The following is a 23,997-nucleotide window of genomic DNA, read 5'->3' on the forward strand; positions in this document are numbered from 1 at the left end:
AGGAAGCGGCCGGGCGGCCCCGCCCGGCCGTGGGTACGCTCGGTCTGCCACGGCGGGTGGGTGACCCCGGCTGGGCGTGCCCCGCAACGCTCACAGTCCAGGCGCGAGAAGGGAACACGCACCGCCGACGCCGCACACACCAAGACGGCTCCCGAGCCCGTCCGTGACACCGCCGCCGACCACCTCCTCACGCCGGACAACTGCGCCGTGGTCTTCATCGACTACCAGGACGGCCAGTACGCCACCATTGGCTCGGCGAGCCGCGAGGAGATCGACCTCGGCGCCATCACCCTCGCCAAGCTGGCCCGCGCGTACGAGATCCCGACGGTGCTGTCCACGGTGGCCGTGGGCATGGGCGTCAATCGGCCGACGGTCCCGGAGATCACGCGTGAGCTGCCGGACGTTCCCGAGATCGACCGCACAGGGGTCAACTCCTGGGAGGACGCGGACTTCCGTGAGGCCATCGAGGCGACCGGCCGCAAGAAGATCGTGATGGCCGGTCTCTGGACCGAGGTCTGCCTCGCCTTCCCCACCCTGGGCATGCTCCGCGAGGGCTTCGAGATCTACCCGGTCGTCGACGCGGCCGGCGGAGTCTCCCCGGTCACGCACACCACGGCGATCGAGCGAATGACGCAGGCCGGCGCACAACCGATCACATCGCTCGCCTTCGGCTGCGAACTGATGCGGAACTGGGCCCGCCCGGACGCGGACCTGTACCGGGCGGTCGTCAACGACTACTTCGAACGCAAGCGCGCCATCGGCGACAAGGCGGGGTCCCTCTTCGAGTAGTTCGGCCAGTTCGGCCAGTTCGGCCAGTTCGGCCAGTTCGGCCAGTTCGGCCAGTTCCGCCGGTCGCGCCGGTTCAGCCGCACGGTGAACCGGCGGTCGGCGTGTGCTGTGCCCGAGGAGCCCCCGAGGCCGGGGAGGCGGTCGGCGCGGCGGACACGGACCGCGGCGTGAGGCGGGTGACGAGCACGGCCAGTACGAGGCCGAGCACGGCGGCGAGCGTGGCCCATCCCGGCAGTGCGCCGGCGCCGACACCTCCGGCGAGCAGGGCGCTTCCCGCCGCCGATCCTGCGGCGGAACCGAGATACATCGCGGCCATCTGGAAGGCGACGACGGTCACGGCCTGCTCGGTGCGGTCGCGGGTGAGGGCCTGTTGCAGGACCGGCACGCTGCTCCAGCCGCTCGCTCCCCACACCGCCGTGGCGATCAGCCACACCACGGGACGGTCGGTGAACCAGACGACGAGGAACGAAGCGAGAAGGAAGGCCGGCACGACGGGCATCAGTCGGCGGGGCCCGAGGGCGTCGAGGCGTTTGCCGATCAGCCCCGATCCGAGTACGCCGCCGATGCCCCAGGCCCAGACGAGTGCGAAACCCCAGCCGCCCAGGCCGCGTTCGTCGGCCACCGGCAGCAGGTAGGTGTAGAGGCCGAGGCTGGCCACGCCCAGGACGAAGGCCAGCGCGACGCCGAGCGCGACGCGCGGGTTGCCGAGCACGGCGCGGGCCCCGGAGCGGCGCGCGGTGGGGAGTTGGGGCAGTGTGCCGGAGCGCAGGGCGAGGGCGAGCATGCTCAGTACGCCGATGAGGACGACGAAGCCCATCGTCCCGCGCCATCCCACCTGTCCTTCGATCAGCATGCCCAGCGGCACGCCTGCCACGGTCCCGGTGGACAGGCCGAAGGTCACCAGGGACATCGCGCGCCCGCGTTCATGGTCGGCCACGAGCGCTCCGGCGGTGGCCGTGGCGACCGCGGTGAGCACGCCGGCGCCCGCGCCCGCCACGACGCGGGCGCCCAGGAAGACACCGAGCGTGGGGGCCAGTGCGGTGACGAGGTTGCCCAGGTTGAAGGTGCCGAGCGCGACCAGCAGTGCCGTGCGGGTGGAGCGGCCGACCAGGACGCGGGAGAGGAACGGGCCGGCGGCCGCATAGGCGGCGGTGAACGCCGTGACGCCCAGGCCGATCGCCCCGGCCGACGTGGCCAGCGAGTCGGCCATGTCCGGCAGCACGCCCGCCAGCACGTAGGCGTCGATGCCCAGGGAGACCGCGGCGACGATCAGCGGCCAGACCTTCCCGATCACGCGGCACCCCCCTCGGCTTCGGCCGTGCCCTCGTCCTCGTAGCCGGCGAGAACCGTCCGTACCAGGCCGGGGAACCGGGCCTCAAGATCCTCCGTACGCAGCCGGATCAGGCACTTGCGCCCCTCGGCGCGGACGAAGACCACGCCGGATTCGCGCAGCAGGCTCGTGTGGTGGGTCAGCGTCGAGCGCGGCAGGTCCGGGCCGAGGTCCAGGCTGTCGACCTCGCCGCGCTCGCTGAGGATGCGCAGCATCGTCAGCCGCAAGGGCTCGCTGAGCGCGAACAGCACGCGCGGGAGCGCGATGTCGTCCGTGTCGGGATGGTGGTACGTGCGGGCCGCGGCCATCACGTCGCTCCAATCGTTCGAGAATTCCCGCACAATATAGTGCGGGAATTCTCGAACGATCAACCCGGGATTGACGCATTCCCATATCGGCATATGATGAATGCCATGGCACGAGCAGCGACGACGTCGGACGTCTTCAACGCGATCGCCGAGCCGCAGCGCCGGGACATCCTCGCGCTGCTGCGGGCGGGCGAGCGGCCGGTGGGGGAGCTGGCGCAGGAGTTGGGGTTGAGCCAGCCGGGGGCGTCCAAGCACCTGCGGGTGCTCCGGGAAGTGGGTCTTGTGCGGGTGCGCGGGGTCGGCAAGCAGCGACTGTACGGCCTGGACGCCGACGGGCTGCGGCCGGTGCACGAGTGGGTCGGCGGATTCGAGCGGTTCTGGAGCGAGAGCTTCGACCGGCTGGACGCCTACGTGCAGGACCTCAAGCAGACACGGCAGGAGGAATGACCGATGGCGAGCACAGAGGCAGGGCAGGAAGCGGGGGCGGAGTCGGCGACGGCCGACCGGGAGATCGCGATCTCCCGGGGCATCGACGCTCCGCGGGAGCTGGTGTTCGAGGCCTTCACCCAGGTCCGGCACCTCTCGCGGTGGTGGGGGCCGGAAGGCTTCACCACCACCACGTCGGCCTTCGAGTTCCGCGAGGGCGGCGAGTGGGTCTTCGTGCTGCACGGTCCTGACGGGACCGACTACCCGGAGTGGATCCGCTGGCTGCGGATCGCGCCGCCGGAGCGGATCGAGCTGCTGCACGGTGAGTACCTCGACGACCCGAACTCCTTCGAGACGGTCCTGACCTTCGCACCGGACGGCGCGGCGACCCGGATCGAGATGCGCACGCTGTTCCCCACCAAGGAACAGCGCGACGAGGCGGTCGAGAAGTACCACGCGGTCGAGGCCGGCCGGCAGACCCTGGGCAACCTCGCGGCCTACGTCACCGGGCTCGTCCGGGACCGGAAGGGGGCGGAGGACTGATGGCCGGGAAGGTGTTCTTCAGTGTCTCGATGTCGCTGGACGGGTTCATCGCGCCCGCGTCCCTCGGTGATTTGATGGGGCAGCAGTGGATGGAACTGCAGCAGTGGGTCTTCCCGCAGCGGTTCTTCCGGGAGAACCTCAAGCTGGGCGAGGGCGGCGAGGAGGGGCGCGACAACGACATCGTGCGGGAGACGTTCGAGCGCACCGGCGCAAGCGTCATGGGCAAGCGGATGTTCGACGCCGGCGAGCAGATGTGGCCGGAGGATCCGCCGTTCCACACACCGGTGTTCGTCGTGACGCACACCAAGCGCGACCCCTGGGAGCGGGCGGGCGGGACCACGTTCCACTTCGTCAACGACGGTATCGAGGCCGCGCTCGACCGGGCCCGCGACGCCGCCGGAGACCGTGATGTCCGGATCGCGGGCGGCGGCGAGACGATCCTGGAGTACGTGAACGCCGGCCTGGTCGACGAGTTCTCCATCGCCCTGTCGCCCGTGCTGTTCGGCTCCGGAGTCCGCCTGTTCGAGGGCGTGGACGCGTCCAAGGTCGCGCTGGAGCCCATCCGTTCGGAGCCGTCGCCGCGGGTGACACACCTGACGTACGCCGTGCGTCCGAGGTAGCCGCGCCGCCCGGGGCACCTCGACGGGCGCGGGAAACCCGCCGCCACGAACCCGCGTACGGGGAATACGACGCACGCACGGGGGATTGCCCAGAGCATGAAGTCCATCGTGTACACCAGCAACGGCGACTCCGAGGTTCTGCGACTGGAGGAGCGCCCCGTCCCCGACCCCGGGCCCGGCGAGGTCCGCGTCGCGGTCCATGTGTCCGGCGTCAACCCCACCGACTGGAAGGTCCGGGCCGGGATCTCGGGCAGTCTCGGCGACGGCGGGAGCCAGGTGCCCAACCAGGACGGCGCCGGCCGGATCGACGCGGTCGGCGAGGGAGTCGACGCCGCGCGGATCGGGGAGCGGGTGTGGCTGTATCTGTCCGCGGCCGGGCGCCCTGACGGCGGAACGGCCCAGGAGTACCTGACCATCCCGGCCGAGCGCGCCGTGCCGCTCCCGGAGGGGGCCGGCTACGACCTGGGCGCGGCCCTCGGTGTGCCGGCGCTCACCGCCCACCGCGCGCTCACCCTCGCCGCCGACGGGCCCGACCGTTTGGCGCCCGGCGCGCTCGACGGGTGGACCGTCCTGATCGCCGGGGGAGCGGGCGCGGTCGGCAACGCCGCGATCCAGTTGGCCCGTTGGGCCGGGGCGACGGTCATCACCACCGTCAGCTCCCCCGAGAAGGCCGACCTGGCGAAGGCCGCCGGCGCCCACCACATCGTCGACTACCGAACGCAGGACACCGCCAAGGTCGTCCTCGACCTGGCGCCGGACGGCGTGGACCTCGTCGCCGAAGTCGCCCCGGCGGTCAACGCCGAGCTGGACCTGGCGGTCACCAGGAACAACGCGACGATCGCCTTCTACGCCAACAACGGCGGCGACGAACTGCGCCTGCCGCTCCGCGCGACCTTCGGCCGGAACCTGGACTGGCACGGCCTGTCCCTCTACACGGTCCCGGCCGAGTCGATGCGCAAGGGTGTGGCCGCGGTCTCGGCCGCGGTCGCGGCGGGTGTGTTGCGGGTTGGCGCGGAGGCCGGTCTGCCGCTGGTCCGCTTCCCGCTGGACGAGACGGCCGGGGCGCACGAGGCCGTCGAGGGCGGCGCCGTGGGCAAGGTCCTCATCGACGTCAGGACCACCGCGTAGGGGCGGTGCCCGCGCGCGCGGCGCCGAGCCCACGGCTTCCTCGGCGCTACTTGCCGCTGTAGACCGGGAACATGCTGTGCTCGCCGTAGTCCACGTCGCGCAGGCCCCGCAGGGCGTCCATGTCGTCGCCGGAGATCTCGAAGCCGACCTCGGCGTTGGAGCGCATGTGTGCGGGGTTCGCCGTCTTCGGCAGCGACACCGTGCCCAGCTGCAGGGTGTAGCGGATGCACAACTGCGGGACGGACACCCCGTACCGCTCCGCCATCGCCCGGACCTCGGGGTTCTCCAGGATCGCGCCGTGGGCGATCGGCGAGTACGCCTCGACGAGGATCTGCCTGCTCTCGCAGTAGGCCAGGAGCTCCGACGGGGTGTTGCCCGCGTGGACGAGCAACTGGTTCACGTGCGGCACGACGGTCCCGTCGCGCAGGATGTTCTCCAGGTCGTGCTGCTGGAAGTTGGACACACCGATGGAGCGAATGCTGCCCGCCTTGTGTGCCTCTTCGAGCGCGCGCCAGGTCGCGCGGTTGCCCTCGGCATAGTCCCCGCCACGGAAGTCGTCCCAGGGCTGGGGGCTGTGGATGAGCATCAGGTCGATGTAGTCGAGCCCGAGCGTGCGCAGCGACTCGTCGATCGCCTCGACCGCCCGGCCGTAGTCCTTGATCTCCGCGGCGAGTTTGGTCGACACGAACAGTTCGTCGCGGGGGACCGCGGCGGTGCGCACCCCCTCGCCGATGCCGCGCTCATTGCCGTAGGCCTGCGCGGTGTCGATGTTGCGGTAGCCGATCTCCACGGCCGCGCGGACCGCCTCGGCTGCCTTGTCGTCGTCGATGAACCAGGTGCCGAGCCCCAGCTTGGGGATCTCGACTCCATGGGACAGCTTGTAGGTCTCGTCCAGGATGGTCATGCGTGTGCTCCGTTCCTCGGCAGCTCGCCGTACACCTCGTCGGTGACGGGCTCGAGCCATTCGTTCCGCACGTCCTCGCCCGGGGTGATGAAGGCGACGTGGGAGAACCACGCGTCGGCCTTCGCCCCGTGCCAGTGCTTCGTGCCCGCCGGGACGCGGACCACCGTTCCCGGCGTCATGCTGACGGGGTCCTCGCCCTCGGCCTGGTACCAGCCGCTGCCCGCCGTGCACAGCAGGATCTGGTCACCGCCGCCGTCCTTGCCGTGATGGATGTGCCAGTTGTTGCGGCAGCCGGGCTCGAAGGAGACGTTGCTGACGGGAACGCTTCCCGGGGCGAGCGGAGCCAGGTAGCTCTGGCCGGTGAAGTACTGCGCGAAGGCGTCGTTCTTCTCCCCGAGCGGGAAGATCTGGTCGAACTCGTGGACAGTCATTCCGTTCTTTCTTTCTGTTGCTGCCTGGCGGCGGACGTCGCGGCAAGGCTCGCGAGCAGGCGGAGGCGCTCCTCGCTGGGCGAGCCGGGTTCGGCGGTGTAGACGAGCAGGGAGAGCCCGGGCTCGGCGGTCAGCTCCATCCCCTCGTACATCAAGGTGAGGTCGCCGACCTCGTGGTGGTGGAACTGCTTGGTGCCCGATCCGTGGCGGCGCACATTGTGTGCCCCCCACCGGGTACGGAACGCGTCGCTGCGCGTGGACAGCTCGCCGATCAGGTCGTGCAGTTCCTTGTCCCGGGGGTCCCGGCCCGCTTCGGTGCGCAGGATCGACACGGTGATGTCCGAGGCCGCCTCCCAGTGCGGGTAGAACGCCTGGGCCCGTTCGTCGAGGAAGCAGTACCGCGCCAGGTTTCCCTGCCCGGGGCCGTCGAACACCTCGTCGTAGAAGGTGCGCCCGAGAACGTTGGTGGCGAGGACGTCCATCCGGCCGTTGCGCACGAACGCGGGCCCCAGGACGATCGCGTCCAGCGTGCGGGTCAGGCTGTCCCTGGGCCCCCACTTCTTCGGCCTGCGCCGGCGTACGGGCCGCGCGGCGCCGTTGGCCGCGCGGGCGAGGTCGAAGAGGTGCTCGCGCTCGGCGTCGTCCAGTCGCAGCGCCCGGGCGAGCGACTCCAGGACGGCGTCGGAGACACCGGCCAGCTGGCCGCGCTCGATCTTGGCGTAGTACTCCGGGCTCACGTCCGCGAGCATCGCCACCTCGCCGCGGCGCAGGCCCGCGACCCTCCGGTGCCCGGAGACCGGCAAACCGACCTGCGCGGGCGTGAGGTTCGCTCGACGGGACATGAGGAACTCCCGTGCTTCGTTCCTTGCGTCCATGCGACCCACGTTAAGCCGCGCGGCCGCTGCGAGGGATGCCCTGCCAGTACGCCCCTCAGCGGGGACCCCCTGGTCCGGGACGGTCCATTGATTGCACCGACAGGGTCCTTTTCGACGAGGTCAGGGAGCGCGAGGGCCTGTCCACGCGCGACCGCAGCCTCGTCACCGGCGCCGCGCTGACCGCGCTGACCGCGCTCGGCAAGGTGGACCAGTTGCGCTTCCACCTCGCCTTCGCCCGCGAGAACGGCGTCACCGCGTTCTGCTCCGGCCGGCCCAACGCTCCGGCGGAACCGTTCCCGGGAGGAGAGTTCCGACATCGTTGTCGGCGCTCTTGTCGCAGGCCCCCGATGTTTGTACGTTGCAGCAGGCATCACAGGAAGCGCTTTCTCGCTCCCGGGAGGGGACATGACGCCTCGCACAGTCACGCCTGCACGCCGACCCAGACCCTTGAGTGCGCGGTCGTGGCCCCTCGCGACGGCCACAGGGGCCGCGCTGCTCGGCGCCGCGCTCCTCACGCCGCCCGCGGGCGCGTCCGTGCCGGACGCCGGGGCCCCGGTCACCGCGGCGAGTGTCCGGGGAAGCCTGGTCGCGGGCTACGACTTCGAGCATCCGGACCCGGCGGACGCCGCGCGCGAACGCGACGTGGGGCCGTCCGGTACCCCCCTGTCGCTGGTCAACGGCGGCGCGGCGATGCGCGTGCGCGACGACGCCGATCCGCGGCGCGGCCACGTCCTGCAGACCCGGCAGGTGAACCCGGACGAGGCGGGCAACGACGACTGGAAGGCCGGCGTGTACGACCCGGACGGCGCGGCCTCGCTGCACGCGTTCAACGCGGCGCGCCAGGCCACCGTGATGGGCTGGTTCCGCACCACCGGGCCGAACCCGAGCCCGAATTCGGGTTCGGCCGACCCGGCCGACCGCTACAACGCCATCGGGCTCGCGGGCCTCCTGACCGGCGACTCGAACGGGCACGACGTGCGGGCCCTCCTCGAACTGATCGACGTAGAGGGCGAGTTGCGCCTTGTCGCCCTGGGGCGCCGCGTGGACGGTTCCGCGTCCCAGACCTTCGCGGCCGACGGGGACTGGCGTACGCACCTGCCGGACGGTCAGTGGGTCCACCTGGCCGCGACCTTCGACTTCGACACGGGCGACATGGTTCTGTACCGCAACGGCCGTGCACTTCCCGGGAGTTACGTGCGCGACGACGACCCGTGGGCGCTTGCCGGAGCCCCGGAGCCCGACCTCGCGTCGCCGACCGACCCGCGCGGCATCAAGATCGGCGGCAGCTTTCCGCAGAACACCCGCGAGGCCAACCCCTGCAACTGCCGCATGGACGACCTGCTGTTCCTGGACCGCGCCGCCACCCCCGGCCAGGTCATGTCCGAGTACCGCCGCACCGGTGGACGTCCCGCCTCGTGATCCCGCGGGCCGTCCCCGCCGCCGAACACACCTTCCGCGCGTCCCCCCATGAAGGGAGCCCCCTTGTCCCCCCTTTCCCCCTTGCCCTCCTCGCCCCCCTTGTCTCCACCGGCCCCGCACCCCAGGCCCCGTAAGAGACCCCTCGTCGTCCAACTCCTCACCGGCGCCCTGCTCGCCGCGGCGCTCACGGCGGCGCCGGTGGCAACGTCGGCGAGCGCGGCCGAAGCGCCCGTCGACGCCGCGTCCGCCGCTGTCACCGACCCCATCCCCGGCAAGCCTGTCACCTCCGGACTCGGCCTGGAGGTAAAGGAGTTCGCCCAGCTCCCGAAGTCCGAACCGCGCCCGGGGCCGGTCGAGGACAGCCGGCTCATCCGGCACAACCGGATCAACTACCTGACCCCGTTCCCGAACGGGTCGGGCCGGCTGGCCGTCGCGGACCAGAACGGCAGCATGTACTCCCTCGACAAGGACGGCTCCGGTCAGCACGTCTATCTGGACCTGTACAAGGAGTTCTCCTCGGCCTACTACGCCAGCCGGGGCCTGGGTACCGGCTTCGGCTATGTCGCCTTCGACCCGGACTTCCGGCACAATGGCCGCTTCTACACCGTCCACACCGAGAAGCCCGAACTGACCGACGCCAAGCCGGACTTCGACCAGCCGAGCGGGAACGGCTTCCACGGCATCGTCACCGAGTGGACGGCCGACGACCCCAGCGCGCCCACCTTCTCCGGCACCCACCGTGAACTGCTCCGCATCGGCTTCAACGGTCAGGTGCACGGCGTCCAGCAGCTCGACTTCAACCCGACCGCCAAGCCCGGCGACGCGGACTACGGCCTGCTCTACATCGCGGTGGGCGACGGCGGAAAGGGCTCCACCACCGGCGACCCGCAGAACCGCGCCCTCCCGCACGGAAAGCTCCTGCGCATCGACCCGCGCGGCCACGACAGTGCGAACGGCGAGTACGGCATCCCGGCCACCAACCCGTTCGTCGGCGAGTCCGGCACCCTCGGCGAGATCTACGCCATCGGCATGCGCGATCCGCACCGCTTCAGCTGGGACACCCGCGGCAGCCACCGCATGTTCCTCTCCCACGTCGGTGAGCACGCCATCGAGTCCGTCTACGAGGTACGGGCCGGGGACAACTACGGCTGGAGCGAACGCGAGGGCGCCTTCACCTTCGACAAGAAGGCCACCGACCCCTGCGCCAAGATCCTGCCGCTGCCCGCCGACGACGCGAAGTACGGCTACACCTATCCGGTCGCCGCCTACGATCACGACCCGCCGGCCAACTGGGACTGCAAGTCCGACGTCGGCGTCGGCATCTCCGGCGGCTACGTCTACCGCGGACACGACCTACACGGGCTTCAGGGCAAGTACATCTTCGGTGACATCGTCGACGGCCGGCTGCTCTACTCGGACGCCGCCGACATGCGCCGCGCGAAGCCCGGCGCCGAACAGCGCCTCGCGCAGCTGAACAGCCTGATGGTCTACGACGCGAAGTCCGGCAAGCGTGTCTCCATGCAGCAACTGGCCGGTGACAAGCGCGTCGACCTGCGGTTCGGGCAGGACGCGCAGGGCGAGCTGTACCTCCTCTCCAAGGCCAACGGAAAGATCTGGAAGGTGACGGGCACGCGCACGTTCGCGAGCTGCGACACGAACGGAACGACCCTCACCAACGTGATGGCCGAGGACAACTGGGCACCCGTCACCCCCTCCAAGTGGCAGTTCAAGAACGGCGAGGCGGTGATGACCGAGCCGGGGGTCGAACGCCCCGGACCGCGCCGCCCGTACGAGTACGCGGTGCTCACCGCCGGACCCACGTACCGCAATGTCCGCGTCGACGCCGAGGTCCGCATCGACACTCCGACCGACGTCACCAACCGGGACGTGATCGTCGTCTTCGGCCATGAGTCGGACACCCGGTTCGGCTACGCGCACCTCTCCCAGGACAACTCCATCTATCCGCACAACGGCGTCTTCACGGTGGACGACGCCGACCGTCTGCGCGTCGAGGACCAGTGGAACGGCACCACCGGCGCCCCACCCGCGATCAGCGACGCGGCCTGGCACAAGGTCCGGGTGGTCCGCTGCGGTGACACCGGGGAGACGGCCGTATACATGGACGACTCACCGCACCCACTGATGACAGCGGTGAGCACACGTCCCGGCGACGGCCGCATCGGCTTCGGCTCCTTCGACAACGCGGGCAGGATCCGGGGGGTGAAGGTCTCCGGGAAGTCGTAGCGGTCCACCGACCGCCTCTGGATCGTCGAGCCGTGCAACGCCTGAGCCCGCGAGGTACTGCTCCGGCATGCCGGCTCGGCCCCTGACGGCCTGAAGGGCGAGCATTCCTTGCCTGTTCGTCAGGCGTCGTCGTGCTCCGCCCAGGCCGACACCTGGACCGTTTCCAGGGGCCACCGGCGGTCGGTGGCCAGGCCGGGGCGGCGCGCTTCCAGTTCTTGGATGAACTGGTCGTGCCAGCGCACCTGTTCCCGGTGCAGGGCGAGGCGTGACAGGCGTCCGACGGCGGGGTGGCAGGACGCGATGACCTGTGCGAGGAGCAGGGAGGTCTCCGCGTCGCTGGCTGGGTCGCCGGCAGCGTCGTGGTGGATGCCGTACCACTCGGCGACGTCCTGGAGGCGGCGCGGGCCGGACCGGTTGGGCTCGGCGTGTCGGTCCAGCACCTGAGGGTCGCAGATCGGGGACAGGCCGCCAGGTAGCCGGGCGGACAACTGTGCGAGACCGTGCCGGGTCAACTCCGTTTCCAGGATGGTGAGGACGAACGGCGCGTACCAGACGATCAAGGGCTCCTTGGCCGCCAGGTAATCGGTCACCATCGCCGCCAATTCGTCCAGCGCCTCGGCGGCAGGTGTACCTTCGGCGCGCGCCCGGTCCACCTTGATGCAGTGTTCCTTGGACTGTGCGACGGACAGCGGGCCGGGGCCCGGGTCGACGAGCCAGCACGTTCGCTTCCCGTCCGTGGTGCACACCGCCGCGCTCAGGATGCGGTCGATGCCGTAGCGGTTGCCCGTGGTCGCGATGTCCAGAGCCATGAGGCGGCGCCGGTGCCAGCCCGGATGATGGCGACGGGGCGGTGGCGCGGGCTCCCGGACATGGTCACGGTGGTACACGTCCCAACCGCCGAACACGTTGTTCGCCACCACCCCCGTGCCGGGTGCGACGGCTCCCCCGCAGGTCTCGCACTGGCCGTCCCGCTGGTTGGGGCGGAGCGCGGAGGGGTCCGAGGTGGTGCCGTCCGGGTCGGTGGGCGGGGCGTGTCCCGGGTGGTACACCACCCACCGGCCCCACGCGCTGCGCAGCAGGACCCCGGCCTCGGCCGCGACTTGCTCGCCGCAACGGGCACACCGACCCGCGTACTGGTTCGTCCGTGCAGAATTGCCCACTTCTCAGTCACCTCCCCTGGATCGGCAGCCCAACGGGCCCCGCGAGCCCGGCCTGATCCAAACGACAGGCCCTAGCCCCGCACCCCGTCGCCCCCGCCCCGGCGGGCGACGCTCGCGGTCTGGCCTTCGTGGATGTCGTTCACCCATTCCCAGCCGGGTCTCGTCGATGCGCCGAGCCGTGGGTCGTGGGGAGTGAGACCGGCGCGCAGGGCATGTACGTACGCTCGGTCCTGGTCGATACGTGTGCGTACCTGGCCGGCCCCGCCGACCGAACCGTGGCCGGGGACGACGACCTCGACGTCGTCCGCCACGTCGTCGAGCCGCCGCAGGCCGACGAGGTAGTCCTCGACGGGGTCGGCGGAATCGTCGAGCATCGGGATCAGGACGTCGGAGAGCATGTCGCCCGCGATGAGAACCCCACTCCCTTCCAGCAGCAGCGCGGCATGGCCCGGGGCATGCGCCGGATGTTCGATGATCCGGACGTCGGGGCCGTCCCAGGGAAGGCGTGCGGTGCTGGCGGGCAGGGCCGTGATGCGGCCGAAGAGGTCCAGTGGCGTTTCCTTGGCGATTTCCGGCGGGAGCCCCTCGGCGAGTTGGGTCTTCCAGTCCGGGTGCGACAGCAGGTCGTCAAGGAATTCCGCGCATCGGGCCGTCCCGTATCGGGGTGCCTCGCCCAATTCCGGGTGCCAAAGTGCGTGATCCCAGTCGGGGTGTGTCGCGAAACCGGCGACCACCGGCCATCCGTGCTTCCGAAGGTCGTTCGCCAGACAGGTCATTTCATCGCCCGTGATGCCGGGGTCCACGAGCAGCACACCATCCGTGCCCCGCACGACCACGGTGTTGTTCTGGAGCAACTCGCTCTGGTGGACAAGCACTCCTTCGGCGACCTGCTGCAACATGGAAGACCTCCGATTCGCGGCCTGCGGCCGGTCGTTGGGACGGTAGCGCACACCCTTTGTGCTGTCTTCGAACGTGTGGAAGTCGTGGCTTGAGCGGTGAGGGTTAGGCTCGTGGCCTGCCACGGTTTCCGACGAGGGGGGTCCGGCGTATGAGCGGGACAGTGACGGCGGTCAGCAGCAACGGGGAGTACTCGTTCACCAAGCCGAACCGGGACAGCGTCAGGCTGCTCACCGGACTCGGCGTGGAGGGAGACGTGCACGCCGGTGTGACGGTCAAGCACCGCTCGCGTGTCGCGCAGGACCCCACGCAGCCGAATCTGCGCCAGGTCCACCTCATCCATGAAGAACTCTTCGCCGACGTCGGTGAAGAGGGGTTCGCCGTGGCGCCCGGCGAACTCGGCGAGAACATCACCACGCGCGGCATAGACCTGCTCGGTCTGCCGGTCGGCACATTGCTGCGCGTCGGCGACGAAGCGGTTCTGGAGGTCACCGGGCTGCGCAACCCCTGCCTCCAGATCGACAACTTCCAGGACGGACTGCTCAAGCGGGTCGTCGGGCGCGACGAGGCGGGGAACGTCGTGCGCAAGGCCGGAATCATGAGCGTCGTGAGGGAAGGCGGCGTTGTGCGCCCCGGCGACAGCATCGACATGGAACTCCCCAGTGGTCCGCATCGCCCACTGGACCGCGTCTGAGCGGCTCGAGCGGTTTCGCGGCGAGGTCCGGTGGTGCGTGTGCCTGGGTGTCAGTGCAGCGTCGGTCGGTAGACGAGTTCCTGGATGTGGCCGTCGAGCGTCCGGTTCTCGATCAGTTCAAGGTCGAAGTCGGCTGCGCCGCGGAAGATCGGGTCAAGGCCGGTCCGGCCGGTGATGACAGGGAAGAGCGTGACCTGCACCCGGTCGACCAGACCGGCGGCCAGCAGGGCGCGGTTCATCGACAGGCTGCCGTGCGAACGCAGCGGTACCTCGGACTCCTCCTTGAGACGGGCGATCACGTCGACGGCGTCGCCCCTCTCGACCGTCGCGTCCAGCCAGTCGAGAGGCTCCTTGAGGGTCGACGACACCACCGTCGCCGGGAGATTCCGCATGCGTGTCACCCATGGGTCCCGTACCTCGGAGTCGGCGGTGCTCTCGGCCAGCATGCTCGCGAAGGCGCGGTACGTATGGGCACCGAAGACCATCCGCTGCTCCGCGTCGTACAAACCGAGACGGTGGCCGAGCAGTTCGGGGCCCTGCTTGCCCCAGTAGCCGGTCCAGTCGCCGCCGGCCGCGCCGTAGCCGTCGAGGCTGGAGAAGACGTCGAACGTGTAGGTGGCGGTCATGGCGGTCTCCTTGGGTGCGATTGACGGCCGGTGCGGAGCGGCGAGTGGGCGGGTGCGGACTCACCGGCTCCCGGGTAGTGGTAGACCTCCGGGGATGGAGGAACTCATCGTTCGGCCGTTATGAGGGTGGACATTCAGCGCCTCCGACCCCACTCCGTCAGATACTCCTCCAGTCCCTCCGCCGTGGCTCCGGCCCACGCGACATAGCCGTCCGGGCGGATCAGGAACAGGCCCGGGCCGTACGCCTCGTACTCGGGGATGCGGGCGCTCTGTATGAACGCGTCCGCCGAATCGGCCGCCGGTAGGGGGAGTTCGGCCTCGGCCCCCACTGCCAGGAGCGTCCAGTGGGGGCCTCGGAACACATCGAAGAGTCGAACACCGCCCCGGCGGCCGTCCGGCGCCCGGTCACCCGCCCGCAGCGCGTCGTCCGCGAGATCCGGCCGCGTTTCGCGTGTCAACGTCGACTCGCGGTAGCCGATGCCCAGCTGGCGCATCTCCCCGCCCCGCCGAATGTGCCGGCCCTCCGTGCTCGCCCGGTGGATCCGGGTGCTGATCCCGAGGATCCCCGCCGCCACGGGCATCCGCTCCTCCTCGTAGGTGTCCAGGAGCCGTGCCGGTGCGCCGCCGAGCACCGCCGCCAGCTTCCAGCCCAGGTTGTATGCGTCCTGCACGCTGGTGTTCAGGCCCTGGCCTCCCGCGGGGGAGTGGATGTGCGCCGCGTCGCCCGCGAGGAAGACCCGCCCCACCCGGAAGCGGTCCGCCAGCGCCGCCCGGGCCCTGAAGTCCGAGGCCCACGGCACCTCCGCGATGTGCTCCGGGGACAGCACGGTGCGGGTCGCCAAGAGCTTGGTCACCCCGTCCGGCGACACGTCGGGGGTCGCCGACTCGTCCGCGTACTGCGCTGCCAGCTGGAAGACGCGGCCCTCCTGCTCCGGGGCCGGCGGCAGTGGGCAGAATGCCACCGTGCCGTCCGGGGCCTTCGGCCACACGTGCCAGTGCGTGTCCGGCAGCGGGGCGTCGGCCGTGAGCCGCACGTCCGCCACCAGCATCGGCTTCGGGTCGACGGTCTCCCCGGTCATGGTGACGCCCAGCGACCTGCGGACCGTGGAGCGGCCGCCGTCCGCCGCCACCGCGTAGCGGGCGCGCACCGTCGAGCCGTCCTCGAAGGTCGCCGTCACCGCGTCCGCGTCCTGGGCGAGGCCGCTCAATGCCGCGCCGAAACGGACCTCACCACCCAGCTCCCGCAGTCGCGCGTAGAGCACTTCCTGTGTGCGGGCCTGGGGTATCAGCCAGCCCTCCGCGTACGGGACCTGCTCCGTCGGCTCGGAGCGCTCCATCATGTCCCACTCCTCGCCCGGCTCGTCCTCCTCCCACACCCGCATCGTCGGGTACCGCGTCCCCGCCGCGTGGATGGCGTCGAGGACCCCGAGGTCGTACAGCACCTCCTGCGTGCGGGGCTGCAGGCCCTTGCCCCGCGAGCCCGGGAACAGGCCGTCCGCCCGCTCGACCAGCAGCGCCCGCGTTCCGCGCCGCGCCAGGTCCACCGCGAGCGCGAGCCCCGTCGGGCCCGCCCCCACGATCAGCACCTCCGTCGACTCGGCCTGCGCCGCCGCCTTCGCGTTCTGCTGCTTTTGCTGAGCCTGCTGCGCGCTCATGGCCACCACCCGCTCCTTAACATCGTTAAATTCCGATGTGTCGAGCATGACCTTAACGGCGTTAAACTGTCAAGCGTGTCCGAAAACAAGAAGCCGAACGAGAAGCCCGCGAGCACAGGGTCCGCGACCCCGAAGCCCGCCAAGGCCAAGCTCGACAAGGCGCACGTCGCCGACACCGCCCTCGACGTGCTGAACGACGTCGGCCTCGAAGGGCTGACGCTGCGCGCCATCGCCAAGCAGCTGAACGTGCAGGCCCCCGCCTTGTACTGGCACTTCAAGAACAAGCAGGCGCTGCTCGACGAGATGGCGACCGTGATGTTCCGGCGGATGATCGAGGCGGACGGAGTGCCGGCCGCCTTCGAGTCCGCGGAGGGCTGGCGGGAGGGCCTGCTGCAAGCCAACCGGCACCTGCGGGCCATGCTCCTGCGGTACCGCGACGGGGCGAAGGTCTTCAGCGGCTCACGGCTCACTGGCACGGACCACGGCCCGGAGCTCGAGGCGCATCTGCGGCAGCTCATCGACGCCGGATTCACCGCCGAGCAGGCCGCCTGGGCGAGCAACACGGCGAGCATGTACACGCTCGGCTTTGTCTCCGAGGAGCAGGGCATGCGCCCCGAACCGACCCAGGCACAGGCATCGGCACAGGCACAGGCACAGGCACAGATACAGGCACAGGCACAGGACGATTCGCTCGTGGACATCGCCGAGCGCGCCGAGAAGCTCGCCGACTACCCGCTGGCCGCGGCCGCGGGCAGTCAATTGTTCGCGTCGTACGACGAGCGGTTCGAGGAGGGACTCCAGCTGATCGTCGCGGGGATCTCGGCACGCTACGGGGTGCGATGAAGCGCCGCCGGCCGCACCCGCCGTTCTCAACCCCTGAACACGGCCGCCCCGGAAGTCGGATCTCTTGTTGAATCCAATGATCGACGGCAACGGCTTCCGCACCGAAGGTGAAACCCTGTGACCCGCATCGCGTACCAAGGCGAACACGCCTCCAACTCGGCGACCGTCGCCCAGAACTTGTTCCCGGGGTGCACGGAACTGCCCTGCGTCGGCTTCGAGCAGGCGCTGGACGCGGTGACGTCGGGCGACGCGGACCTCGCGGTGATCCCCGTGGACAACTCCACGGCCGGCCGCGTCGCCGATGTGCACCACCTGCTCCCGGAGTCGGGCCTGTTCGTCGTCGGCGAGTACTTCCACGCCATCTGCTTCGACCTCATGGGCGTGCCAGGGGCCTCGCTCGCTCAAGTGGAGTGCGTCCGCAGTCATGTGCACGCCCTGGGGCAGTGCCGGAAGGTCGTGCGCGCGGGCGGCTGGCGCACCCGCGTCAGCGACGACACGGCGGGCGCCGCCCGCGAGGTGGCGGAGCTGAACGACCCCCGGCACGCGGCGCTCGCCCCGCCGGCCGCCGCCGGGCACTACGGTCTCGAGGTGCTGCAGGCGGGCGTCGAGGACGACCCGGCCAACACCACGCGGTTCGTCGTCCTGTCCCGTGACGCCGACTTCGCCCCCGTGTCCGGCGGGCCGACGATGACGAGCCTGTTCTTCGCCGTTCGAAACATTCCGAGCGCCCTGTACAAGGCGCTCGGCGGGTTCGCCAGCAGCGCGGTGAACCTCACCAAGATCGAGAGCTACCAGATGGGCGCGGGCCTCAATCCGAGCTGCTTCTACGTGGAGATCGAAGGCCACCCCGACGAGCCACGTGTCGCGCTCGCCCTTCAGGAGCTGGAGTTCTTCTCGTCCGAGGTCCGCGTGCTCGGCGTCTACCCGGCTCACCCGCACCGGCTGGAGGAGCGGAAGGTGTGAGGCGCGCCCGCCCGCACGCAGGGGTGGTCCGGCGTGTGGCCGGACCACCCCTGTGGCGCGTGTGGCCGTCAGGCGGGCTGGGCGGCGGGCGCCGGGGCGGCGGGGATCGCGTGGGTCCTGCCCGTCTCGCGGAGGATCAGCAGGCCGGTGAGCGCGATCAGCGCCGAGGTCAAGCCATGGATGCCCAGCGCGGCGGCGACGGAGCCGTGGTGCGCCAGGACGTTGACCATGTCGCCGAACGGGGCGACGGCCTCCATCAGCAGCACCCAGACCAGGGCGCGCCGGTGGCCCGTCACCAGCAGGACGCCGATGACCAGGCCCATCGAGAACTCGCGGATCCCCTTCATGACGAGGAAGCCGCCGCCGTCGCCCGCCGGCCAGTGCGGCAGGCCGACGCCCGGAGTGGCCGTCTCGGGGGCCAGGATGAAGGTCAGCCCGAGGTAGAGAACGAACAGGGCGCCGACGGTGGCCAGGACGGTGTTGACGTTCTTCAGCGACACGATGCTGCTCCTTCGATCTGTCACGCCTCGACCTGATGTCATGCCTCGACCTGCTCGAAGATGTGCGGATACGACACGACGTCGTCGGGAAACTCGGCAGCCAGGCGCTGGAACTCCGGGCTGCCGAACGCGGCGGCGAGCGCCTCGGTGGACTCCCAGACCGCGACGTTCAGCAGGAGTTGACTGCCGGCGGTCCCCTTGTGCATCCGCAGGGAGACGAATCCCGGCTGGGCCTTCATGAATTCCGCCTGCCTGCGGAACAGGGCCAGGAACGCTTCGGTGCGCTCCTTCGGGACGACAAAGGTGTTGGCCAGGACGATGCGCCCGGTCTCCTCCTTGAACTGCGCGAACATCGGCGTACTCGCGTCCAGGCTCTGAAGCTCGGCCATCGTCGGTACTTCCTCTCGCTGTCGGGTGTGTCCACAGCATTGCCAACAAACGTTTGCCAACGACTGTTGGTCAACGGGTGTTGGCAAACGTAGAGCCGCGACCCTGGACTGTCAACAGGCGTTGGCCTACATTCGTTGGCATGACCGGCAGTACGGAGAACAAGCAGTCCGCACGGCGTTCCGACGCCACCCGCGCCGCGATCCTCGCCGCAGCCCGCGAGCGGTTCGCGGCGGACGGCTACGAGAAGGCGACCATCCGGGCCATCGCACGCGACGCGGAGATCGACCCGTCGATGGTGATGCGCTACTACGGCAACAAGGCGGGCCTGTTCGCGGCGGCCGTCGCGATCGACCCCGGGCTGCCCGGGCTGGCCGTCGAATCGCGCGACGACGAGATCGGCCGCACCCTGGTGCGTCACTTCCTCACCCTCTGGGAGGAGAACGGGGAGCTCACCGCGCTGATGCGGGTCAGCGCCACCGACCCGGCCGCAGCCGAGCGCATGCAGACCGTGCTGCGCGACCAACTGATCCCGCTGGCCCGCCGGGTGGGCCCGGAGCCGGAGCAGGCGCCGTCCCGGGCGGCCCTGTGCGCCTCGACGGTGCTGGGGCTCGCGCTGACGCGCTATGTGCTGCGCTTCCCGGCGAGCGTCGCGCTCGAGCGTGAGGAGATCGTGGACTGGCTCGGCCCCACGATGCAGCGCTACCTCACCGCGCCCACGCCTTGAAAGACGCGTCGAGAGAGGGCGGCGCGGCCCGATACGCGCCGTCCGGCCCGGCGTTGCGGCCGATCAGCCCCCGAAACGCGCCGCCGCCCGGCTGTTGTGGAGGTACCGCGCGCGACCGTCCTCGTCCGCGCCGACCAGGACGAACACCTCGTGCCGTCCCGCGCGCTTCTCGGTGGTGATCAGCCGGTCGGGGCCGAGGCCCGTCAACTGCTGGGTGACGCTCTCCTCGCCGAGCAGCACTCGGGCCTCGTCGGTGCGCGGGGTGGTGGTCAGCCACGCGGTGCCGTCGGCGTGCACGGTGACCTCGAAGTCGAGCAGCGTGGAGCGGTAGGTGCCGGCCGCGCGGTGCGCGTCGACCGGTGCGGGCCGCTCAGGGGGCCGCGGCGCGGGCGCGAGCCGGGCGCCGGAGAGTTCGCCGAGCAGGTGGCCGCCGATGTCCTGGAAGAGCGCGGCGGCGTCCCCGCCGTTGGTGAGCACGGCGACGGCGACGCCCGCCTCCGGGACCACCCGCAGGAACGCGTACTGCCCGATCGTGCCGCCGTCGTGGCCGATCATGGACCCCTTCGGCTGGTCGAACAGCATCCAGCCGAGCCCCCAGCGGTCACCCAGCGCTCCCAGGGGTGGCACCGTCACTTGCGTCTCGCGCATCCCGTCGAAGGAGCGCTCGGACAGATGCAGTTGGACGAACCCGAGCAAACTGCGCGCGGGCATCGCCAGCGCGGCGCCCGCCGGGGCGGTGGAGGACGGCAGACCGTAGACCGGCGCCGGCTGCGGGTCCGGGCCGAGGTGGCCGATGGCCGGCAGCTCCAGGATGGCCTCGCCGACATGGGTCGCCACGTGGGGGAGGCCGAGCGGGGTCACCAGGTGCTCGCGCAGCGCCGCGTTGAAGCTCTGCCCGCGCAGCACCTCGACGAGGCGGCCGAGGACGACGTAGCCGCTGTTGCAGTACGAGAACTGTTCGCCCGGCGGATACAGCTGCTCGGCGTCGGCCAGGGCGGGCAGATAGCGCTCGACCGCGTCCTCGTTCGCGCCCGTGTCCGTGAAGCGGTCGCCCTCGACGCCCGAGGTGTGGCAGAGCAGCTGGCGCACGGTCACGGTGGCGGCGGCCTGGGCGTCGGCCAGGGTGAACTCCGGTAGGTACTGCCGCACGGGACGGTCCAGGTCGAGGCGGCCCTCGTTGGCCAGTTGCTGGATCAGGGTTGCCGTCCAGACCTTGGTGATCGATCCGATCTGGAAGACCGCGTCCGGCGTGACCGGCACGCCCGTGGCCCTGTTCGCCACGCCGGCGGCCGCGTCCACCACCTCGCCGTCCACCAGCACGGCGACCTGCGCTCCGGGCACCTTGTGCTCGGCGATCCGCTTGGGCAGGTTCTCCGTGATCCAGTCCTGTGCGACGGCCGCTCGTGACATGGCTTCTCCCTTGGGGTCGCGGGCTCGTGGGCGCGAGTGGGTCAGCCAATGGTGCTATCGGTCCGGGCGTTTCGGAACCGTGCGGTGCCGGTGGAACTCCGCGGCCGGGCTCAGACCCCGAGCCCCGCGTGGGCGAGGGCCTGCTTGAGCAGGGCGCCGTGGCCACCGGGCATCTCGCTCTGCACGGACGGCGACAGGGCGTCCTCGGGGCTGAACCAGACCAGGTCGAGCGCGTCCTGCCGGGGCTGGCAGTCCCCGGCCACCGGGACGATGTAGGCCAGCGAGACCGCGTGCTGGCGCGGGTCGTGGTACGGCGTCACGCCCTGCGTCGGGAAGTACTCGGCGACGGTGAAGGGCTGCAGGGAGGCCGGTACGCGCGGCAGCGCCACCGGGCCGAGGTCCTTTTCGAGGTGGCGCAGGAGCGCGTCCCGGACGCGTTCGTGGTGCAGGACGCGGCCGGAGACCAGCGTGCGGTTGACGTTGCCGTCGGGGCCGATGCGGAGCAGCAGGCCGACGCTGGTCACCTCGCCGCTGTCCGCGACGCGCACCGGCACGGCTTCGACGTAGAGGATCGGCATACGGGCACGGACCAGCTCCAGCTCGTCGGAGGCCAGCCACCCGGGCGTTGTCTCGGTCATGTCGGGCATGGCGTGATCATATTTCAGCGGGTCCGCTCTGTGGCCCAATTGGGCCCGGCCGTTCCTCGGCGAACGGGTGCGCGACGGGCCGGGCCTGACGACCGCGGCCGTACGCGCACCCCGAACGTCCTACTTGGTGGTGTGCGTGGGGTAGACCTCGACGTCGGTGTAGGCGCCCTTGATGGCCCCGGCGCCCGCGGGCCAGTCCAGGGTGACGGTGTGCGTCTCGTTCGGCGGCGTCACCAGGATGTTGGTCGGGGACGAGAGGCTGTCGCCGGAGCCGTCGATCTTGTAGGCGAGGTTGAAGACGGCGGCGTCGCCGGGCTTGAGGGTGGTGACGCGGGGCTGGGCGTGGCCGCGCTCTATGGGGTTCGAGGTGTGGTCGGCGTCCTTGATGTCGACGCCCGCGAAACCCGTCGCCGAGCAGGTGGTCGAACCCCGGTTGACCATGGTGATGTCGATCCGGCCCTCGGTCTCGTCCGGCGCGGCGTCCACGGCGTCGATGGCCAGGTCCTCGGTCTTGCAGAAGGGGGTCTTGGCGCCGGACTTCGTGCCGCTGTTCGCGGCGTCGGCCTGGACCTCGGTGTCGCTGCCGGAGCCGGACTTCGCGTCGCCGGCATCCGAAGCACCCTCCGACTTCGAGTCACCGTCCGAGGACGAGGACGTGGACGAAGTGGCGGCGGACGACGAGTCCTTGGCGGACGTGTCCGACGTGGTGTCACCGCCGCCGCAGGCGGTGAGCGAGAGGGTGGCGGCGACGCCGAGGGCGGCGAAGGCGGAGATGCGGGTGTACTTCATGGTGTTCCCCCGTGGGCGGAGCGGTCGGTGCGGTCAGAAGTATTTGTATCCTGCACCGAGTCACAGGCAGTCCTCCGCGACGTCTTCGTTCTGTCACAGGCGTACCGGCGAAACCGCAGCCCACGGGGGTGTCAGCGCGGCTCGCCCCGCATCGGACGGCCCGGAAGCGCGTCGGACTGGAGGACGCCGTCCGAGACCACCGGCACCCCCGCCACGTACAGGTGCCGCACCCCCTGCGAGGGGCGGGTCGGGTCCGCGTACGTGGCCGTGTCGGACACCGTCGCCGGGTCCAGGACCACGAGGTCGGCGTCGGCGCCCACACCGAGGTGGCCCTTGGCGCGGGCGGCCGGTGACACATCGTCGAGGATGCGGGCCGGGAGGTGGGAGCAGCGGCGGAAGGCCTCGAGCCACGTCCACGCCCCGGTCTCGCGCACCATCAGGCGCAGTGTCTTGGCGAAGGTGCCCGCCGTACGAGGGTGTGTCGTGCCGCCGGGCGGCAGGGGCCAGTGTGTGCTGTCGTGGCTGCCGTCCGGCCAGAAGACGGGCATCGCGTCGCTGGCCACGACCGCGTCGGGGAAGGCGAGCGCCTGCCGCAACAGGGCCAGGTCGCGCGGGTCCTCCTCATCGAGGAATTCCAACAGGCAGGGCGCGCCCGGGTCCTGGGCCCGCAGCTGCTCCAGGCGGGCCGCGTCCGCGATCCGCTCGCCGGTCTCGACCATGATGACGCTGCTGGGGGCCAGGCCCTTGAGGCGCAGCCGTTCCGGGGCGATGAAGGCGGCGCCGACGGCCGTGCTGCCCGCCCCGTACGGGTAGGCCTCCACCGTGACCCGGGAGCCCGACTGCCGTGATTCCACCAGGGTGTTGAGGACGCGGTCGACGTGGCGCCCGGAGGTGCTGTTCACGTGGCAGTGGTGCATCGCCGCGCCGGTCTCGGCCGCCGCGGTCGTGATCTCCGTGGAGCCGTCGACGGGGGTGACCGGGTCCATCTCGACCAGTTCCCGTACGTGGGTGAAGGTGGGCGCGCCGGCCTTCGCGGCGAGCCGGGCCACCGCCAGGAACTCGGCGGGGTCGGTGGCGGGCGCGTAGCCCATCAGGACGCCGATCCCGAGGGCGCCCGCCGCCAGCTCGTCCTCAAGGAGCGACAGCCAGGCCGCCAACTCGCGCGGCGAGGAAGAGCGTTGCCAGCGCGGGTCGCCGAGCACGGCGAGGCTGGACGTGATGCGGGCGTCGGGGGAGATCCCGGCGAGCACCTGCGCCCGGGCGCCGCCCCAGGAGGCGGAGAAGCCGAAGTGGAGCGGCCGCCCGGCCGCCGCGGCCTCGGCGTAGGCGCGCTCGACGGGCATGAGCCCGGCCTCCAGGTCGAGCGCGGTGGTGACGCCGTCCATGGCCTGCAACCGGTGCCCTGCGATGGAGTGGACGTGGCTGTGCAGGTCGACGAAGCCGGGGCCGACGACGAGCCCCGTGACATCGATCAGCCGGGTGTCCGGCGGTGGCGCGAGGTCGGCTCCGACGGCGGCGACCTTCCCGTCGGCCACGAGTACGTCGGCGATCCCGTCGAACCCGCGGGCGGGGTCGACGACGCGACCGCCCCGCAGCAGTGTCCGCGTACCCGTCATGCCCGGCTCCCTCTTGAACGCTTGGCGGCCGGCCCCGTAGGCGCATCGGGGCCGGCCGGTGGAACG

General features: G+C 70.8%; 26 protein-coding genes and 1 pseudogene. 12 read left to right on the top strand and 15 right to left on the bottom strand.

Features of this window, described 5'->3' with window-relative positions; all coding sequences use genetic code 11:
- Positions 1-60: 60 nt before the first annotated feature.
- A complete protein-coding gene (locus ACIA8D_RS34405; protein ID WP_399238164.1) occupies positions 61-789 on the top strand; it encodes a hydrolase in 729 nt (242 codons plus the stop codon).
- 73 nt (positions 790-862) lie between these two features.
- On the opposite strand, the gene ACIA8D_RS34410 is transcribed toward ACIA8D_RS34405, so the two are convergent.
- The gene (locus ACIA8D_RS34410; protein WP_399238165.1) at positions 863-2,083 is read right to left on the bottom strand and encodes an MFS transporter; all 1,221 of its coding nucleotides are present in this window, start codon (positions 2,081-2,083) and stop codon (positions 863-865) included.
- Complete coding sequence (locus tag ACIA8D_RS34415) at positions 2,080-2,427, bottom strand: ArsR/SmtB family transcription factor (RefSeq protein WP_399238166.1); 348 nt, start codon at positions 2,425-2,427, stop codon at positions 2,080-2,082. The genes ACIA8D_RS34410 and ACIA8D_RS34415 overlap by 4 nt, the downstream gene beginning before the upstream one ends.
- Before the next feature lie 105 nt (positions 2,428-2,532).
- Here ACIA8D_RS34415 and ACIA8D_RS34420 point away from each other — a divergent pair, with 105 nt between their 5' ends.
- From ACIA8D_RS34420 to ACIA8D_RS34435, 4 genes are all read left to right on the top strand, one after another.
- Positions 2,533-2,874, top strand: a complete 342-nt coding sequence (locus ACIA8D_RS34420) for an ArsR/SmtB family transcription factor (RefSeq protein WP_399238167.1) — start codon at positions 2,533-2,535, stop codon at positions 2,872-2,874.
- Positions 2,875-2,877: 3 nt separating this feature from the next.
- Positions 2,878-3,396: an SRPBCC family protein gene (locus tag ACIA8D_RS34425; RefSeq protein ID WP_399238168.1), complete on the top strand. Its 519-nt coding sequence runs from the start codon at positions 2,878-2,880 to the stop codon at positions 3,394-3,396.
- Positions 3,396-4,016 carry a dihydrofolate reductase family protein gene (locus ACIA8D_RS34430; RefSeq protein WP_399238169.1) on the top strand — a complete coding sequence of 207 codons (621 nt, stop codon included), beginning with the start codon at positions 3,396-3,398 and terminating at the stop codon, positions 4,014-4,016. The genes ACIA8D_RS34425 and ACIA8D_RS34430 overlap by 1 nt, the downstream gene beginning before the upstream one ends.
- A gap of 96 nt (positions 4,017-4,112) precedes the next feature.
- The gene (locus ACIA8D_RS34435; protein ID WP_399238170.1) at positions 4,113-5,144 is read left to right on the top strand and encodes an NADPH:quinone reductase; all 1,032 of its coding nucleotides are present in this window, start codon (positions 4,113-4,115) and stop codon (positions 5,142-5,144) included.
- Positions 5,145-5,190: 46 nt separating this feature from the next.
- Here ACIA8D_RS34435 and ACIA8D_RS34440 read toward each other — a convergent pair whose 3' ends face one another.
- From ACIA8D_RS34440 to ACIA8D_RS34450, 3 genes are read right to left on the bottom strand one after another with little or no spacing between them, the layout of a single operon-like run.
- Complete coding sequence (locus ACIA8D_RS34440) at positions 5,191-6,048, bottom strand: aldo/keto reductase (protein ID WP_399238171.1); 858 nt, start codon at positions 6,046-6,048, stop codon at positions 5,191-5,193.
- The gene (locus ACIA8D_RS34445; RefSeq protein WP_399238173.1) at positions 6,045-6,479 is read right to left on the bottom strand and encodes a cupin domain-containing protein; all 435 of its coding nucleotides are present in this window, start codon (positions 6,477-6,479) and stop codon (positions 6,045-6,047) included. Before ACIA8D_RS34445 ends, ACIA8D_RS34440 begins: the two co-directional genes overlap by 4 nt.
- The gene (locus tag ACIA8D_RS34450) at positions 6,476-7,354 is read right to left on the bottom strand and encodes a helix-turn-helix transcriptional regulator (RefSeq protein ID WP_399238175.1); all 879 of its coding nucleotides are present in this window, start codon (positions 7,352-7,354) and stop codon (positions 6,476-6,478) included. Before ACIA8D_RS34450 ends, ACIA8D_RS34445 begins: the two co-directional genes overlap by 4 nt.
- A gap of 35 nt (positions 7,355-7,389) precedes the next feature.
- Here ACIA8D_RS34450 and ACIA8D_RS34455 point away from each other — a divergent pair.
- The 3 genes and pseudogenes from ACIA8D_RS34455 to ACIA8D_RS34465 all read left to right on the top strand — a co-directional run.
- Positions 7,390-7,599, top strand: a pseudogene (locus ACIA8D_RS34455) (carboxymuconolactone decarboxylase family protein); the annotation flags it as partial.
- A gap of 202 nt (positions 7,600-7,801) precedes the next feature.
- Positions 7,802-8,773: a hypothetical protein gene (locus ACIA8D_RS34460; RefSeq protein ID WP_399238176.1), complete on the top strand. Its 972-nt coding sequence runs from the start codon at positions 7,802-7,804 to the stop codon at positions 8,771-8,773.
- 99 nt (positions 8,774-8,872) lie between these two features.
- On the top strand, positions 8,873-11,017 hold the full coding sequence (locus ACIA8D_RS34465) for a PQQ-dependent sugar dehydrogenase (RefSeq protein WP_399238177.1): 2,145 nt from the start codon (positions 8,873-8,875) through the stop codon (positions 11,015-11,017).
- Between the two features lie 119 nt (positions 11,018-11,136).
- Here the strand turns inward: ACIA8D_RS34465 and ACIA8D_RS34470 are convergent, their stop codons facing one another.
- Both ACIA8D_RS34470 and ACIA8D_RS34475 read right to left on the bottom strand, forming a co-directional pair.
- A complete protein-coding gene (locus ACIA8D_RS34470; protein WP_399238179.1) occupies positions 11,137-12,177 on the bottom strand; it encodes a hypothetical protein in 1,041 nt (346 codons plus the stop codon).
- 71 nt (positions 12,178-12,248) lie between these two features.
- Positions 12,249-13,199, bottom strand: a complete 951-nt coding sequence (locus tag ACIA8D_RS34475) for an MBL fold metallo-hydrolase (protein ID WP_399238181.1) — start codon at positions 13,197-13,199, stop codon at positions 12,249-12,251.
- A 26-nt stretch (positions 13,200-13,225) separates the two neighbouring features.
- On the opposite strand from ACIA8D_RS34475, the gene ACIA8D_RS34480 reads away from it, so the two are divergent.
- Positions 13,226-13,768: an MOSC domain-containing protein gene (locus ACIA8D_RS34480; RefSeq protein WP_399238182.1), complete on the top strand. Its 543-nt coding sequence runs from the start codon at positions 13,226-13,228 to the stop codon at positions 13,766-13,768.
- A gap of 50 nt (positions 13,769-13,818) precedes the next feature.
- On the opposite strand, the gene ACIA8D_RS34485 is transcribed toward ACIA8D_RS34480, so the two are convergent.
- Complete coding sequence (locus ACIA8D_RS34485) at positions 13,819-14,394, bottom strand: dihydrofolate reductase family protein (RefSeq protein WP_399238183.1); 576 nt, start codon at positions 14,392-14,394, stop codon at positions 13,819-13,821.
- Between the two features lie 134 nt (positions 14,395-14,528).
- Positions 14,529-16,049 carry an FAD-dependent monooxygenase gene (locus tag ACIA8D_RS34490; RefSeq protein WP_399238185.1) on the bottom strand — a complete coding sequence of 507 codons (1,521 nt, stop codon included), beginning with the start codon at positions 16,047-16,049 and terminating at the stop codon, positions 14,529-14,531.
- 75 nt (positions 16,050-16,124) lie between these two features.
- Between ACIA8D_RS34490 and ACIA8D_RS34495 the strand changes: the two genes are divergently transcribed.
- On the top strand, positions 16,125-16,892 hold the full coding sequence (locus ACIA8D_RS34495) for a TetR/AcrR family transcriptional regulator C-terminal domain-containing protein (RefSeq protein WP_399238186.1): 768 nt from the start codon (positions 16,125-16,127) through the stop codon (positions 16,890-16,892).
- 117 nt (positions 16,893-17,009) lie between these two features.
- Complete coding sequence (locus ACIA8D_RS34500) at positions 17,010-17,855, top strand: prephenate dehydratase (RefSeq protein ID WP_399238187.1); 846 nt, start codon at positions 17,010-17,012, stop codon at positions 17,853-17,855.
- Positions 17,856-17,923: 68 nt separating this feature from the next.
- Here ACIA8D_RS34500 and ACIA8D_RS34505 read toward each other — a convergent pair whose 3' ends face one another.
- Both ACIA8D_RS34505 and ACIA8D_RS34510 read right to left on the bottom strand, forming a co-directional pair.
- Complete coding sequence (locus ACIA8D_RS34505; RefSeq protein ID WP_399238188.1) at positions 17,924-18,355, bottom strand: DUF4267 domain-containing protein; 432 nt, start codon at positions 18,353-18,355, stop codon at positions 17,924-17,926.
- Positions 18,356-18,393: 38 nt separating this feature from the next.
- On the bottom strand, positions 18,394-18,744 hold the full coding sequence (locus ACIA8D_RS34510) for an antibiotic biosynthesis monooxygenase family protein (protein ID WP_399238189.1): 351 nt from the start codon (positions 18,742-18,744) through the stop codon (positions 18,394-18,396).
- Positions 18,745-18,884: 140 nt separating this feature from the next.
- On the opposite strand from ACIA8D_RS34510, the gene ACIA8D_RS34515 reads away from it, so the two are divergent.
- Positions 18,885-19,469, top strand: a complete 585-nt coding sequence (locus tag ACIA8D_RS34515) for a TetR family transcriptional regulator (RefSeq protein ID WP_399238190.1) — start codon at positions 18,885-18,887, stop codon at positions 19,467-19,469.
- A 63-nt stretch (positions 19,470-19,532) separates the two neighbouring features.
- On the opposite strand, the gene ACIA8D_RS34520 is transcribed toward ACIA8D_RS34515, so the two are convergent.
- The 4 genes from ACIA8D_RS34520 to ACIA8D_RS34535 form a co-directional block, all read right to left on the bottom strand.
- Complete coding sequence (locus tag ACIA8D_RS34520) at positions 19,533-20,879, bottom strand: serine hydrolase domain-containing protein (RefSeq protein ID WP_399238191.1); 1,347 nt, start codon at positions 20,877-20,879, stop codon at positions 19,533-19,535.
- A gap of 110 nt (positions 20,880-20,989) precedes the next feature.
- Complete coding sequence (locus ACIA8D_RS34525) at positions 20,990-21,517, bottom strand: NUDIX hydrolase family protein (RefSeq protein WP_385756560.1); 528 nt, start codon at positions 21,515-21,517, stop codon at positions 20,990-20,992.
- A gap of 129 nt (positions 21,518-21,646) precedes the next feature.
- Positions 21,647-22,315 carry a DUF4232 domain-containing protein gene (locus tag ACIA8D_RS34530; protein WP_399238192.1) on the bottom strand — a complete coding sequence of 223 codons (669 nt, stop codon included), beginning with the start codon at positions 22,313-22,315 and terminating at the stop codon, positions 21,647-21,649.
- Between the two features lie 131 nt (positions 22,316-22,446).
- On the bottom strand, positions 22,447-23,931 hold the full coding sequence (locus tag ACIA8D_RS34535) for an amidohydrolase family protein (RefSeq protein WP_399238194.1): 1,485 nt from the start codon (positions 23,929-23,931) through the stop codon (positions 22,447-22,449).
- Between the last annotated feature and the right edge of the window lie 66 nt (positions 23,932-23,997).

Source organism: Streptomyces sp. NPDC051684 (assembly GCF_044453445.1).
GTDB lineage: Bacteria > Actinomycetota > Actinomycetes > Streptomycetales > Streptomycetaceae > Streptomyces.

Bases quoted from the DNA above. Each gene is read 5' to 3' on its own strand.
- ACIA8D_RS34415 (WP_399238166.1), bottom strand. From the start codon at position 2,427: ATGGCCGCGGCCCGCACGTACCACCATCCCGACACGGACGACATCGCG.
- ACIA8D_RS34420 (WP_399238167.1), top strand. From the start codon at position 2,533: ATGGCACGAGCAGCGACGACGTCGGACGTCTTCAACGCGATCGCCGAG.
- ACIA8D_RS34425 (WP_399238168.1), top strand. From the start codon at position 2,878: ATGGCGAGCACAGAGGCAGGGCAGGAAGCGGGGGCGGAGTCGGCGACG.
- ACIA8D_RS34430 (WP_399238169.1), top strand. From the start codon at position 3,396: ATGGCCGGGAAGGTGTTCTTCAGTGTCTCGATGTCGCTGGACGGGTTC.
- ACIA8D_RS34435 (WP_399238170.1), top strand. From the start codon at position 4,113: ATGAAGTCCATCGTGTACACCAGCAACGGCGACTCCGAGGTTCTGCGA.
- ACIA8D_RS34440 (WP_399238171.1), bottom strand. From the start codon at position 6,048: ATGACCATCCTGGACGAGACCTACAAGCTGTCCCATGGAGTCGAGATC.
- ACIA8D_RS34445 (WP_399238173.1), bottom strand. From the start codon at position 6,479: ATGACTGTCCACGAGTTCGACCAGATCTTCCCGCTCGGGGAGAAGAAC.
- ACIA8D_RS34450 (WP_399238175.1), bottom strand. From the start codon at position 7,354: ATGGACGCAAGGAACGAAGCACGGGAGTTCCTCATGTCCCGTCGAGCG.
- ACIA8D_RS34480 (WP_399238182.1), top strand. From the start codon at position 13,226: ATGAGCGGGACAGTGACGGCGGTCAGCAGCAACGGGGAGTACTCGTTC.
- ACIA8D_RS34485 (WP_399238183.1), bottom strand. From the start codon at position 14,394: ATGACCGCCACCTACACGTTCGACGTCTTCTCCAGCCTCGACGGCTAC.
- ACIA8D_RS34490 (WP_399238185.1), bottom strand. From the start codon at position 16,049: ATGAGCGCGCAGCAGGCTCAGCAAAAGCAGCAGAACGCGAAGGCGGCG.
- ACIA8D_RS34510 (WP_399238189.1), bottom strand. From the start codon at position 18,744: ATGGCCGAGCTTCAGAGCCTGGACGCGAGTACGCCGATGTTCGCGCAG.
- ACIA8D_RS34515 (WP_399238190.1), top strand. From the start codon at position 18,885: ATGACCGGCAGTACGGAGAACAAGCAGTCCGCACGGCGTTCCGACGCC.
- ACIA8D_RS34520 (WP_399238191.1), bottom strand. From the start codon at position 20,879: ATGTCACGAGCGGCCGTCGCACAGGACTGGATCACGGAGAACCTGCCC.
- ACIA8D_RS34525 (WP_385756560.1), bottom strand. From the start codon at position 21,517: ATGACCGAGACAACGCCCGGGTGGCTGGCCTCCGACGAGCTGGAGCTG.
- ACIA8D_RS34530 (WP_399238192.1), bottom strand. From the start codon at position 22,315: ATGAAGTACACCCGCATCTCCGCCTTCGCCGCCCTCGGCGTCGCCGCC.
- ACIA8D_RS34535 (WP_399238194.1), bottom strand. From the start codon at position 23,931: ATGACGGGTACGCGGACACTGCTGCGGGGCGGTCGCGTCGTCGACCCC.